A 12,256-nucleotide genomic window follows, 5' to 3' on the forward strand; every position below is an offset into this window, starting at 1 on the left:
AAGTATCTCGACATCAAGATAAATGCTGATTTATCTCGACGTCAAGATAACTGGTGAGCCGAGGAGGGTTAATGGATCGAGCCGCGCATGCGCTCGCACAATGGCGCGCCGAGCGTCCGGATCTCGACGCGTCGTCGATGGTGGTGATGGGGCGGCTGCAGGAAGCGGCGCTCGTGATCGCGCGCGACCGTCTCAATCCGCTGTTCGCGCGCTACGGGATGCAGCCGGGCGAATTCGACGTGCTCGCCACGCTGCGGCGTGGCGGGGCACCGTTCGCGCTGACGCCGACGGCGCTGTACGACGCGCTGATGATGTCGTCGGGCGGGATGACCGCGCGCATCGACCGGTTGCAGAAAGCCGGCTGGGTGGAACGCCGGCCGAACCCGGCCGACGGGCGCGGCACGCTCGTCGCGCTGACGGAAACGGGCCGCGCGCTGATCGACGAAGCGGTCGTCGCGCACATCGACAATCAGCGCGCGCTGCTGGCCGTGCTGTCGGAGGCGGAACAGGCGCAGTTGTCGCAGCTGCTGGGAAAGTTGCTGGCGGGGCTGGCAGACGGGGCGCCGAAAGGGGCGGACGGCGAGTAGCGCCGCCGGATGCGCGATGCACACGCGCGGGGCGGGCAAAAAGCATGCTTCGTGAATGATCGTGGACGCCGCTTGTCGACGCGCCTGTCCGCCCCATTGCAGCCGGTCGAGCCGTTGCACGATCGACGGCCCATATCAGGGCATGACGGCCACGCGTTCCGAAGATCCGAAAGCGTGTCCTGCCTCAGCGGATCGGTTGCAGCAACCGAGCGCCCCGCGCACCATGTGACTGCCCCGACTCCAGCCCCGCACCCGGCAAGACTCGAGGCCCCAACGGCAAGCAAGGATCAGAGATCTCCGCGCACTTCGCCGGTTCCCAGCGCGCTCCGCTGCCGGTTGACTTCCGCCCAGAGCGCGTCGCTGTCGTCCTCGCGCAGCACGACCATCCAGTCCAGTTGATCGTCGGTCACGCCGAAGTATTCCAGGATTTCCCGGCGCATCGTATCGACGAACTGCGCGTACTCCGGGGTTGCCTGGGCCTGCGCGTGCAACGCGTCATATTCTGCATCGTCCGCTCCGCCGCCATGCTCGTCGATATAGCGCGAGATCCACTGGTCTCGCTCGTGGTCGTAGTCGGCCTCGGCGCGCATCGCTTGCACAGCCGTATATAAATCCAGTTGGGCAAACGCGGCGATCGCCGCCGTCGTTGCCGCGTCGAATGTAGTCGTCATTCCATTTCTCATGTCGGTCATCGCACATCGTCGCACGGGCCGCACCCGGGCAGGCGCCTCGCATCCGCACCGCGCAACACGCCGCCTGGCGTCGGCGTTCGATCCGGGCAAAGGCACCCTGACCGGAAGGTTCACGCCTTCCAGGGCGCCACGCATCGGGGCCGCCCGCGCGACAGGGCGCTCATTGTGCCGCACTGCAAGCCCGCGATGAAGACAACCGGGTGCGGCCGAGCGCACCACACGTCTCGAGCGTATCGCCGCAGGCGCCACGCCGGCACTTGAACGCCCATGCGGGCGCCGGTCGTGAACGGCGCGGCATGGGCGAACGCGAACGGCCAACCTTGGGCGGTGGCCGTTGCGCTTTCCTGGCCGATCAGCCTCGTGCCGGAATATTGAGCCCGCGCGCAACAGCCGGACGCGCGACGAACGCGTCGAGCACCCGCGCGACGTTCCGGAATTCGCTGAAGCCGACCAGGTCGCCCGCTTCGTAGAAGCCGACGAGGTTGCGCACCCACGGGAAGATCGCGATATCGGCGATGGTGTACGTATCGCCCATCATCCACTGGCGGTTCGCGAGGTGCGCGTCGAGCACGCCGAGCAGGCGCTTCGATTCGTCGACGTAGCGGTCGCGCGGGCGCTTGTCCTCGTAGTCGCGGCCGGCGAACTTGTGGAAGAAGCCGAGCTGGCCGAACATCGGCCCGATGCCGCCCATCTGGAACATCACCCACTGGATCGTCTCGTAGCGGCCCGCGAGATCCTTCGGGATCAACTGGCCCGTCTTGTCCGCGAGATAGATCAGGATCGCGCCCGATTCGAACAGCGGCAGCGGTTTGCCGTCCGGGCCGTCCGGGTCGATGATCGCCGGGATCTTGTTGTTCGGGTTCAGCGACAGGAACGCGGGTGAGAACTGGTCGTTCGTGTCGAAGCGCACGAGGTGCGGCTCATACGGCAGGCCGGTTTCCTCGAGCATGATCGACACCTTGACGCCGTTCGGCGTCGGCAGCGAGTAGAGCTGGAGACGGTCGGGATGCTGGGCCGGCCACTTTTGCGTGATCGGGAAGGCGGACAGGTCGGACATGGAGGTTCGCTCGTCGAAGTGGAGGTTCCGCGCTCCGTCCCGGCTGCCGCGCGCCACGGTCGACGGCGCGGCGGCGGGGCGGAACGCGCCGAAAACGCCCACTGTAGCCGATCCCGCGGCTCGATGCAGGCGGTGCCGCACGCGAGCGCCGCCGCATCGCCCGACGCCGCCGGAACCGTCAGAAGTTGTGCCGCAGCCCGATCATCGCGGCCGTCGTGCCGACGCCCGGCGCGACCGGCTGCCCGTACACGAGCATCTGGTCCATCGTGCCGCGGTTGTTCACGTGGCCGACCTGCGCATAGACCGTCGTCCGCTTCGACAGGCTGTAGTCGGCCGCGAGCACGACCGCCGTCGACTTGTTCGCCGAGACGTTGCGATCCTTCAGGTAATACACGGCCGAGCTCACCTGCAGGAAAGGCGTGAAGCGATAACCGATGCCGGCCGACAGCATGTCGAGGTTCACCTTGTCCGCATGCGACGGATTCCGGCCGTTGCCGTACGACGCCGACACCGAGAAATCGTGGATCGTGTATTTCGCACCGGCGTAGACGAAGCGGTTGTTGTCGACGCCGGTCGGCGCGACGCCCGGCGCCGGGTTCGTGTCGTGCCCGTTGTAGTAGACGGCCGACGCGTTCAGCCCGCCGTTCGCATACCTGAGCACGACCGATTCGCGCGTACCGCCCTGGAACTGGCCGGCCACGCCGCCCGGCGCATATTCGAGCGCGATCGACGCGCCCGCGAAGGTCGGCGATTGGTAGACGAGCGCATTGCTGTCGTACAGCGCGCCGATCGCACCGTTGGTGCTGGTTCCCGGCCAGCCGGCCGCCGTGTTCAGGCCGAGCCACGCGGTCAGCACGCTGCCGAAGAATTGCGCGTTGCGCACGTCGGTGTCGGCCATCGCGTAAATCATCGGCACGATCTGGCGGCCGGCCGTGAACGTGCCGAACGGGCCCGACACGCCGAGCGACGCCACCTGGTTGAAGATCGCGACGGCGCCCGGCGTGTCGCTCAGCTGCAGCTTGCCGGTGCCGCTGTCGAACGAGCCCTGCAGCTTGAAGTTGACCTTGTAGCCGCCGCCGATGTCCTCGCTGCCCTTGATGCCCCAGAAGCTCGAGTAGATGCCGCCGTCCTTCATGCGGAACACCTTGCCGGTATTCGGCGCGCTCGGGCTGAACGACGCCGCCGACGTGCTCTGGTACAGCAGGCCCGAGTCGATCACGCCGTAGAGCGTGACGGAGGATTGCGCGTGCGCGAGCGCCGAACAGCCGGCAAGCGCCGCGAGCGCGGCCAGTTTCGTCTTCATGAAGTCTCCAGGATCGTATTGGACCGGACGGGATCGAGCCCGTCCGGGTGAAGCGGGGATGTATCGAGGCGGGCGGGAAGGCGTGGCCTGCATCGCCCGTGCGAGCCGTGCGGAAAGAGTACGCAACGGCGGACGGCCGCTCCCCCCCATGCGCGGGGGGCAGGGTTGCGGAGAATCGGAGGAAGGCGGGCGCGGCCAGACGCCCAGTTGGCGGAAGCGGCGTTACGGCGCGCTTTCGAGCAGGCCGAGCACCAGCGCGCGGCGTACCGCATGCTTGCGCGAGCTGGCGTCGAGCTTGCCGAACAGGTTCTTCAGGTGCCACTTCACGGTTTCCTCGCCGACGGCGAGCGCCACCGCGATCTCCTTGTTCGACAGGTTGCGCGCGAGCAGTTCGAGGATCGATCGCTCCTTCGGCGTCAGCACGACGCTCGGCACCGCGCGCGGGCTGGCCGCGGCGCGCGGGGCGGGCGGCACGATGCGCGGCTGCGGCAGCGCGTGCCGCGCGGGGCCGGCGCCGGCGGCCGCTTCGTCGCCGGCGCGACGCGCCCAGTCGGCGATGGCCGGATGCGCGTCGGCGAGCGTGCGCGTCAGCCCGAACAGGTCCGCGAGGTTCATCGCCTCGTCGAGCAGCGCGCGGCCGCCGCCGCCCGACTGTTCGAGCGCGAACGCGCTGAGCGCCATGATCTCGATGCGCGCCTGCCCCATGCTCATTTCGCGGGCCAGCACCGCTGCTTCGTCGAGCGCCGCGCTCGCGTCGGCCCAGCGGCGCGCGGCCAGCGCCGCACCCGCGTGTGCGGTTGCCTGCAGCAGCACGACGGGGCGCCGCCACAGCGGCCCGTGCGACGGAAACTCGGCCGCCGCGATCGCGTCGATCCGCTCGACGAGCGCGTGGCAGGTTGCCTCGCGATAGCGCGCCGCATGAATGCGCACCTGTTCGGCGAGGCTCGCGACCGACAGGCGCGGCAGGCGGCGCGCGACGCCCATCGCGTCGAGCGCTTCGAGCAGGTCGATCGCGCGGTGCTCGACCCCGCGCAGCAGCGCGATGCGCGCGGCGGTGCGATAGCCGAGCAGCACGGTGTCGGGCGTGCCCGCATGTTCAAGCACGTCGAGCCGGTTCGCGAGCAGCGCGGCGGCCTGGTCGACGCGGTCGGCCTCGTAAGCGAGCGCCGCGCACATCGCCGCGAGCATGCAGGTCAGCGGATGGCGGCGCCCGAGATCGGCTTCCGCACGCGCCAGCGCCGGCGACAGCGCGTCGTCGGCCAGCCGGACCTGGCCCTCGCACAGGTAGCTCAGGCCCGTGATCAGCTCGCCCCAGCGCGCGACATAGCCGAACCCGGCCGCCGTCTCGCCGCGCGGCGCCGCGTGCTGGAAGCGGCGCGCCTGCGCCGGTTCGCCGACGATGATCGCGCGCGCCGACAGCCGGTTCGCGTGCATTTGCGCGAGCCACGTCGCCGCCGGCGGCGCGAAGTCGGCCCACGGTTCGAACAGCTCGACGAAGCGGTCGATTTCGTCGGCGTAATACGCGGCCGCGCTGAGGATCAGCGCGCATTCGTAGCGCATCGCCGCGGGCGTGCCGGGATCCGCGAGGATGCCCGCGATCTGGCGCTGCGCCTCGACATGGCGCTCGCCAAGCGCCAGCGCCCACGCCACCGCGACGCGCAGCGTCGGGCGCTTGTCGAGTTCCGCGTCAGGCAGCAGCGCGAGCCAGTCGAGCACGTCGTTGATGCGGCCCTGCTTGATCGCATCCTCGAGACAGCGCTGCGCAAGCCCATACGCCACCTCGACCTGGCCGGCCGCATACGCGTGGCGGGCGGCTTCCTCGGTCATCCCGTGCGCGTCGAGCCAGGCGGCCGCACGCGCATGCAGCGTGCTGCGCTCGGGTTCCGGGCCCGCGGCCAGGCGGTCGCGCAGCGTGTCGCGCACGAGCGGATGCAGCCGGCACCAGTCCGAATCGTCCGACGCAATGAACAGCGGCGTGTCGCGTGCGAGCCGCGCGAGACGGTCGGGCGCGGCCGCGTCGTCGAGCAGCGCGGCGCACAGCGACGGATGCAGGCGATCGGCGACGCTCGTGCGGGTCAGGAAAGCCGTGTCGTCGGCCGACAGGTTCGTGAGCAGCAGCTCGACGAGCCGGTCGCGCGTGCCGTCCACGCGGGCGGCGAGCGCGTCGACCGCCTGGCGCGGATCGGCCGAGCGCGCCATCGCGGCCATCGCGAGCTGCAGGCCGAGCGGCCAGCCGTCGACGCGTTCGAACAGCCGTGCGCACGCATCGGCATCAACCCGCTGCGCAAAACGCGCGCCGACCAGCGCAATCGTCTCGTCGAGCGTGAAACGCAGCCAGTCGGGGCCCGCGACCGTGCATTGCCCGCCGGCGAGCAGGTCGCCGGCCACGTGATCGAGCCCGCGCCGCGCGGCAACGACGACATGCAGGTTTTGCGGCGCGTTGTGCAGCACATACGTCAGCGCATCGAGGCCGGCTGGCGGCAGCCGCTCCGCATCGTCGACGATCAGCAGCGCATCGATCGACAGTTGCGCGACCTCGGCCAGCCACGCGGTCACGCCTTCCAGCGCGCGCGCCGCGTCGGCCGCGCCGACCGGGATCAGGCGCCCGAAGCCGGGCCGCGCGCAGCCGGTCCGCACCGCTTGCACGAGCCCCTGCAGCAACCGCGCCGCATCGTCGCGCTCGTCGGCCGACAGCCATACGACCGCGCGGCCGAGCGCAAGGGTTTCGCGGCGCCATTGCGCGAGCAGCGACGTCTTGCCGTAGCCGGCCGGCGCCTGCACGAGCGCGACCGGCCGCCCGTCGAACGCGGGTGCGGCGAGGCTCAGCCGCGCGCGGGCCAGCAACTGCGCCGGTACGCGCGGCGCGGTCGTCTTCAGGACCAGTTCGGTGGGGGGCGCGTCGGCGCGATCGGGTGGGTGGGCCATCGGGGCAGCAGTCGGAATCCGGCGGTGCCGTGCGGGCCAGCGTCCGGGGTGGGCGTGGGGGAAGGATCGGCCGAACCGCGTTCGCGCGTCAATCCCCCCCGTGACGAGTGGGGCCGCCCCGGCGCCGCATCGATAGCATGGGTTCCGATGCATCACGAACGCAACGAGGAGGGGGCCATGAACATCGTATCGACCGGCACGCGGCGCGGCGCGCCGCTCGCCGGATAAGCGGAGCAGCGCGATGTATCGCCATCTGCTCGTGACGGTCGACGGCACGCCCGGCGGCATCGACGCGATCGGCCATGCGCTCGAACTGGCGCGCGCGGTCGGCGCCCGGGTCACGTTCCTGCTGCCCGGCGCCGCGCCGGACTCGCGTTTATCCGGAGCGCGGCTGCCGGAGCACGGTGCGAAAGTGGAAGCCGCCGCGCGGGCGCAGGGGGTGTCCCATGCGATCGCGGGGGCCGGCCATCCGGGGGCCGGCGATGCGGCGCCCGGCACGCTTGCAGCCGAACTCGGCTGCGACCTGATCGGCGTCGCGGCGCTGCCGCACGATGCCGACGCGGCGGCCCGCGCGCAACGGCAGCGCCTGCTCGCGACGAGCAGTGTGCCGGTGCTCGTGTGCACGTCGCGGCGATCGCCTGCCGAGGCGCGCGTGATGGCGCGTTGTTTCGACGCGCATCGCGCGGTCGGCGGGTTGCTGCGGGCGCTGACGGCGTCCGGCGCAAAGGCGCACGTGGGCGCGCCGCCGCGGCAAGTGGCCGACACGCAGGACGCGCTGACCTCGCTCGCCGCACTGCAGCGCGCCCGCGTCGGCACGGCCGCCGAAGCGCGCCTCTGCGCGGCATTGCGCGTGCGCGCGGAGTGCGTCGCGGCCGAACTGGATGAACTCGACCGCCAGCGCCAGCGCGACGCACAGGCGCTCGATGCGCTCATGCGGATCGCGTCGGACGGGCTGCCGTCGGCCGCCTTCGACGCCGCGCTCGCCCGCTATGCGCACGGCGCGTTCGAGCAGATGGGGCGGATGGAAGGCGTGATTTTCCCGGCCGCGCGGCGCTATCTCGGCGACGCGGACTGGGCCGGACTGGATGCATCGCTGGCGGACGGCGCAGCCGCGACGCCGCCACGCGCGAACGAACCGAACGAACCCGACGATGCGCGGCGCGCATCGGACTGACACCCTACGGAGAACGACATGGCACATGCAGTGCGATTCCACGAAACCGGCGGCCCCGAGGTCCTGCGCTGGGAGGCAGTCGAGGTCGGCGACCCGGGCCCCGGCCAGGTGCGCCTGCGGCACGACGCGGTCGGACTGAATTTCGCCGACACGTATTTCCGCAGCGGCCTGTATCCGGTGCCGCTGCCTGCCGGCCTCGGCGTCGAGGCGGCGGGCGTGGTCGAAGCGGTTGGCCCCGGCGTGACGAACGTCGCCGCCGGCGACCGCGTGACCTACACGGGCTTCCTGAACACGCTCGGCGCATACAGCACCGAGCGGCTGATCCCCGCCGCGCCGCTCGTGCGGCTGCCCGCCGGCATTTCGTGCGAAACGGCTGCCGCGATGACGATGCGCGGCCTGACGTCCGCCTACCTACTGCGCCGCATCCATGCGTTTGCGCCGGGCGACGCGATCCTGCTGCATGCGGCCGCCGGCGGCGTCGGGCTGATCGTCTCGCAATGGGCGAAGCTGCTCGGGCTCACGGTGATCGGCACGGTATCGAGCGAACGCAAGGCCGAAATCGCCCGCGCGCACGGTTGCGACCATACGATCGACTACAGCCGCGAGGACGTCGCGAAGCGCGTGCGTGAACTGACGGACGGCGCGGGCGTCGACGTCGTGTTCGACAGCGTCGGCAAGGACACCTTCGAAGGCTCGCTCGATTCGCTGAAGCGGCGCGGGCTGATGGTGTGCGTCGGCACCGCGTCGGGCCCGATCCCGCCGTTCGATCCGCAGCGCCTCGCGATGAAGGGCTCGCTGTACCTGACGCGCCCGGCGCTGGCCGACTACATCGCCGATCCGGCCGAGAAGCACGACCTGGCCGGCGAATTGTTCGCGCACGTCGCGGCCGGCCGGATCCGGATCGAGATCAACCAGCGCTACGCGCTGCAGGACGCCGCGCAGGCGCACCGCGATCTCGAATCGCGCAAGACGACCGGTTCGTCGGTGTTCATCGTCTGAGGAGACGCGCATGCGAGTCGAACCCCTGACCTGCGCGATCGGCGCGGAACTGCTGGATGTGAGCCTCGCCGACGCCGTGCACGACGACGGCCTGTTCGCCGAGATCCGCGCGCAGCTGCTCCGGCATCGCGTGCTGTTCCTGCGCGACCAGGACATCACGCGCGCCGAGCACGTCGCGTTCGCGCGGCGCTTCGGCGAGCTCGAGGATCATCCGGTTGCCGGCAGCGATCCCGAACACCCGGGGCTCGTGCGGATCTACAAGTCGCCCGACCAGCCGAACGACCGCTACGAGAATGCGTGGCACAGCGATGCGAGCTGGCGCGTGGCGCCGCCGTTCGGCTGCGTGCTGCGCTGCATCGACGGTCCGCCGGTTGGCGGCGACACGATGTGGGCGAACATGGTGCTCGCGTACGAGCGCCTGCCGGCGCACGTGAAACAGCAGATCGACGACTTGCGCGCGCGGCACAGCATCGAGGCGAGCTTCGGCGCCGCGATGCCGATCGACAAGCGCCTCGCGCTGAAGGCGCAGTACCCGGACGCCGAGCACCCAGTCGTGCGCACGCATCCGGAAACCGGCGAGAAGGTACTGTACGTGAATGCGTTCACCACGCATTTCACGAACTTCCACACGCCGGCGCGCGTGCGGGTCGGGCAGGACGCGAATCCCGGCGCGGGCCAGTTGCTGCAGTACCTGATCAGCCAGGCCGCTATCCCCGAGTACCAGGTGCGCTGGCGCTGGAAGAAGAACAGCGTCGCGATCTGGGACAACCGCAGCACCCAGCACTACGCGGTGATGGACTACCCGCCTTGCGTGCGCAAGATGGAGCGCGCGGGCATCGTCGGCGACGTGCCGTTCTGAGCGCGTTCGCACCGTAACCGATCCGCACCCCTGAACGACGCGCCGGGCCGGCCGCCCGGCGCGGCGGGATACGCACGCCCGTACGCCCGAATACAACGATTTCCACTGGAGGACGACATGCAATTTCTCGACGATTCGCTGCACCCGGAAAACCAGGACAAGGTGGTCATCACGGTCGCGCCGTACGGCCCCGAATGGATGCCGGCCGATTTTCCGGAAGACATTCCGGTGACGATGGACGAGCACGTGCAGAAGGCCGTCGACTGCTACAACGCGGGCGCGACGGTGCTGCACCTGCACGTACGCGAGCTCGACGGCCGCGGCAGCAAGCGGCTGTCGAAGTTCAACGAGCTGCTCGGCCGGCTGCGCGAGGCGGTGCCCGACATGATCCTGCAGGTGGGCGGCTCGATCTCGTTCGCGCCGGAAGGCGAGGGCGCCGATGCGAAATGGCTGTCCGACGACACGCGCCACATGCTTGCCGAGCTGACGCCGAAGCCCGACCAGGTGACGGTCGCGATCAACACCGTGCAGATGAACATCACCGAGCTGATGAACCGCAAGGACATCGCCGGCACGTCGCTGAACGAAGCCGCGCTTTGGGACGCGTACCGCGAGATGACCGTGCCGGCCGGCCCCGGCTGGGTCGACGAGCACCTGCGCCGCCTGCAGGCGGCCGGCATCCAGCCGCATTTCCAGCTCACCGGCATGCACGCGCTCGAAACACTCGAACGGATCGTCCGGCGCGGCGTCTATCGCGGCCCGCTGAACGTCACGTGGGTCGGCATCGGCGGCGGCTTCGACGGGCCGAATCCGTACAACTTCATGGAATTCGTGCGGCGCTGCCCGGACGGCGCATGCATCACGCTCGAATCGCTGATGAAGAACGTGCTGCCGATCAACACGGTCGCGATGGCGCTGGGCCTGCATCCGCGCTGCGGGATCGAGGACACGATCATCGACCAGAAGGGCAACCGGATGACGTCGGTGCAGCAGGTCGAGCAGTGCGCACGGATCGCGCGCGAACTCGGCCGCGACATCGCGACCGGCAAGGAGGCGAAGGCGATCTACCGGATCGGCGTGCAGTACGACGGCATCGACGAGACGCTCGCGCACCTCGGGATGGCGCCGAACCGCCGGCCGGGCCAGGTGAACGTGCCGCTGCGGGCCGCCTGACGCGCATCCGGGCAGGCGGCCGTACTGGCCGCCGCCCGCCGATCGTTGTGGCGTGGCACCCATCCCCGCGCTTGGCGCGGGGGATGACTCCGATCAACGGAGCGGGGCCGCGCAAGCCGCGCCGGAGCACGACCGCTCCGGTGCCGGAGGAGACACGCATGCTGATCCATCATGTCGAGCCGTCGATGCAGGACGTCGCCGCCGCCGGCCGGCGCGCGCCCGCGTATGCGTGGCTCGTGTTCGGGCTGACCGTCGGCCTGCTGCTGTCGGACTACATGTCGCGGCAGGTGCTCAACGCCGTGTTCCCGCTGCTCAAGCACGCGTGGGCGCTGTCGGACACGCAGCTCGGTTCGCTGTCCGGCGTCGTCGCGCTGCTGGTCGGGCTGCTGACGTTTCCGCTGTCGGTGCTCGCCGATCGCTTCGGGCGCGTGCGCAGCATCGTGCTGATGGCCGCGTTGTGGAGCGTCGCGACGCTCGGCTGCGCGCTGTCGACCAACTATGCGGAAATGCTGGTCGCGCGCGGCCTCGTCGGGCTCGGCGAAGCCGCGTACGGCAGCGTCGGCGTCGCGCTGATCCTCAGCATCTTTCCGGCCCGGCTGCGCGCGACGCTGACCGGCGCGTTCATGGCGGGCGGCGCGTTCGGTTCCGTGTTCGGGATGGCGCTCGGCGGGCTGGTCGGCGCGCATCTCGGCTGGCGCTGGTCGTTCGGCGTGATGGCCGCGCTCGGCATCGTGCTGCTCGTCGCGTATCGCTGCGTCGTGACCGAACGGCGGCTCGCCGCATATCACATCGCACCGTGCCGGCGCGACGCCGGCGCGCCGCGCGACCTGCGCGGCAGCGTGCGCGCGCTGATGTCGGGCCTGTTCGCATCGCGTTCGGTGATCTGCGCGTATCTCGGCAGCGGGCTGCACCTGTTCGTGCCCGGCGCGCTGTTCGCGTGGCTGCCGAGCTACCTGAACCGCTACTACGCGATGGCGCCCGACCGTGCGGCCGTCCTCGCGGCCGGCTTCGTGCTGCTCGCGGGTGTCGGGATGGTCGGCTGCGGGATCGTCACCGACCGCGTCGGCAAGACCGACGGCAAGCGCAAGTGGCTGACCGCAATCTCGTATTGCGTGCTGACGGGCGCGTGCCTCGCGATTGCGTTCCGGCTGCCGCCCGGGCCGCTGCAGCTCGCGCTGATCTGCGTGGGCATGCTGGTCGGCGCGGGCGCCTCCGGTGCATCGGGCGCGATGGTCGCGAACCTGACGCCGGCCGCGATCCACGCATCGGCATTCGCCACGCTCACGCTCGCCAACAACCTGCTCGGCATGGCGCCGGGCCCGCTGCTGACGGGGTGGGTCGCCGATCGCGCGGGGCTCGTCGGCGCGCTGCAATGGATTCCCGTCGTGCCGCTCATGGCCGCCGTGCTGTTCGCCATCGGACGCGCGAGCTATGTGGCCGATCTCGCGCGCGTCGAACGCGAACGGCGCGCGTCCTCCCTTTCCTGA

The 12,256-nt window shown here is 70.4% G+C and carries 10 protein-coding genes; 6 read left to right on the forward strand and 4 right to left on the reverse strand.

The window, feature by feature from the left end; all coding sequences use genetic code 11:
• Window positions 1-71: 71 nt before the first annotated feature.
• On the forward strand, window positions 72-587 hold the full coding sequence (locus tag ACPTTC_RS09580; RefSeq protein ID WP_175955320.1) for a MarR family winged helix-turn-helix transcriptional regulator: 516 nt from the start codon (window positions 72-74) through the stop codon (window positions 585-587).
• Between the two features lie 287 nt (window positions 588-874).
• Here the strand turns inward: ACPTTC_RS09580 and ACPTTC_RS09585 are convergent, their stop codons facing one another.
• The 4 genes from ACPTTC_RS09585 to ACPTTC_RS09600 all read right to left on the reverse strand — a co-directional run bounded on the left by ACPTTC_RS09585 (window position 875) and on the right by ACPTTC_RS09600 (window position 6,564).
• Window positions 875-1,258, reverse strand: coding sequence for an ATP-dependent protease (locus tag ACPTTC_RS09585; RefSeq protein ID WP_423393346.1), 384 nt, complete (start codon window positions 1,256-1,258; stop codon window positions 875-877).
• A gap of 373 nt (window positions 1,259-1,631) precedes the next feature.
• Entirely contained in the window at window positions 1,632-2,336 is a 705-nt protein-coding gene (locus ACPTTC_RS09590; RefSeq protein ID WP_175955318.1) for a glutathione S-transferase N-terminal domain-containing protein, read from the reverse strand.
• 178 nt (window positions 2,337-2,514) lie between these two features.
• Entirely contained in the window at window positions 2,515-3,639 is a 1,125-nt protein-coding gene (locus ACPTTC_RS09595) for a porin (RefSeq protein ID WP_423392310.1), read from the reverse strand.
• Between the two features lie 222 nt (window positions 3,640-3,861).
• Complete coding sequence (locus ACPTTC_RS09600; RefSeq protein ID WP_423392311.1) at window positions 3,862-6,564, reverse strand: LuxR C-terminal-related transcriptional regulator; 2,703 nt, start codon at window positions 6,562-6,564, stop codon at window positions 3,862-3,864.
• 241 nt (window positions 6,565-6,805) lie between these two features.
• Here ACPTTC_RS09600 and ACPTTC_RS09605 point away from each other — a divergent pair, with 241 nt between their 5' ends.
• From ACPTTC_RS09605 to ACPTTC_RS09625, 5 genes are all read left to right on the forward strand, one after another.
• Window positions 6,806-7,738: a universal stress protein gene (locus ACPTTC_RS09605; RefSeq protein ID WP_423392312.1), complete on the forward strand. Its 933-nt coding sequence runs from the start codon at window positions 6,806-6,808 to the stop codon at window positions 7,736-7,738.
• Window positions 7,739-7,756: 18 nt separating this feature from the next.
• The gene (locus ACPTTC_RS09610) at window positions 7,757-8,737 is read left to right on the forward strand and encodes a quinone oxidoreductase family protein (protein WP_226200725.1); all 981 of its coding nucleotides are present in this window, start codon (window positions 7,757-7,759) and stop codon (window positions 8,735-8,737) included.
• A 10-nt stretch (window positions 8,738-8,747) separates the two neighbouring features.
• The gene (locus tag ACPTTC_RS09615; protein ID WP_423392313.1) at window positions 8,748-9,596 is read left to right on the forward strand and encodes a TauD/TfdA dioxygenase family protein; all 849 of its coding nucleotides are present in this window, start codon (window positions 8,748-8,750) and stop codon (window positions 9,594-9,596) included.
• Between the two features lie 117 nt (window positions 9,597-9,713).
• A complete protein-coding gene (locus ACPTTC_RS09620; protein ID WP_423392314.1) occupies window positions 9,714-10,769 on the forward strand; it encodes a 3-keto-5-aminohexanoate cleavage protein in 1,056 nt (351 codons plus the stop codon).
• Between the two features lie 158 nt (window positions 10,770-10,927).
• Window positions 10,928-12,256 carry an MFS transporter gene (locus ACPTTC_RS09625; RefSeq protein ID WP_423392315.1) on the forward strand — a complete coding sequence of 443 codons (1,329 nt, stop codon included), beginning with the start codon at window positions 10,928-10,930 and terminating at the stop codon, window positions 12,254-12,256.

The organism is Burkholderia mycopellens, assembly GCF_964265025.1.
GTDB lineage: Bacteria > Pseudomonadota > Gammaproteobacteria > Burkholderiales > Burkholderiaceae > Burkholderia.

Bases quoted from the DNA above. Each gene is read 5' to 3' on its own strand.
- ACPTTC_RS09580 (WP_175955320.1), top strand. From the start codon at position 72: ATGGATCGAGCCGCGCATGCGCTCGCACAATGGCGCGCCGAGCGTCCG.
- ACPTTC_RS09585 (WP_423393346.1), bottom strand. From the start codon at position 1,258: ATGACGACTACATTCGACGCGGCAACGACGGCGGCGATCGCCGCGTTT.
- ACPTTC_RS09590 (WP_175955318.1), bottom strand. From the start codon at position 2,336: ATGTCCGACCTGTCCGCCTTCCCGATCACGCAAAAGTGGCCGGCCCAG.
- ACPTTC_RS09595 (WP_423392310.1), bottom strand. From the start codon at position 3,639: ATGAAGACGAAACTGGCCGCGCTCGCGGCGCTTGCCGGCTGTTCGGCG.
- ACPTTC_RS09600 (WP_423392311.1), bottom strand. From the start codon at position 6,564: ATGGCCCACCCACCCGATCGCGCCGACGCGCCCCCCACCGAACTGGTC.
- ACPTTC_RS09605 (WP_423392312.1), top strand. From the start codon at position 6,806: ATGTATCGCCATCTGCTCGTGACGGTCGACGGCACGCCCGGCGGCATC.
- ACPTTC_RS09610 (WP_226200725.1), top strand. From the start codon at position 7,757: ATGGCACATGCAGTGCGATTCCACGAAACCGGCGGCCCCGAGGTCCTG.
- ACPTTC_RS09615 (WP_423392313.1), top strand. From the start codon at position 8,748: ATGCGAGTCGAACCCCTGACCTGCGCGATCGGCGCGGAACTGCTGGAT.
- ACPTTC_RS09620 (WP_423392314.1), top strand. From the start codon at position 9,714: ATGCAATTTCTCGACGATTCGCTGCACCCGGAAAACCAGGACAAGGTG.
- ACPTTC_RS09625 (WP_423392315.1), top strand. From the start codon at position 10,928: ATGCTGATCCATCATGTCGAGCCGTCGATGCAGGACGTCGCCGCCGCC.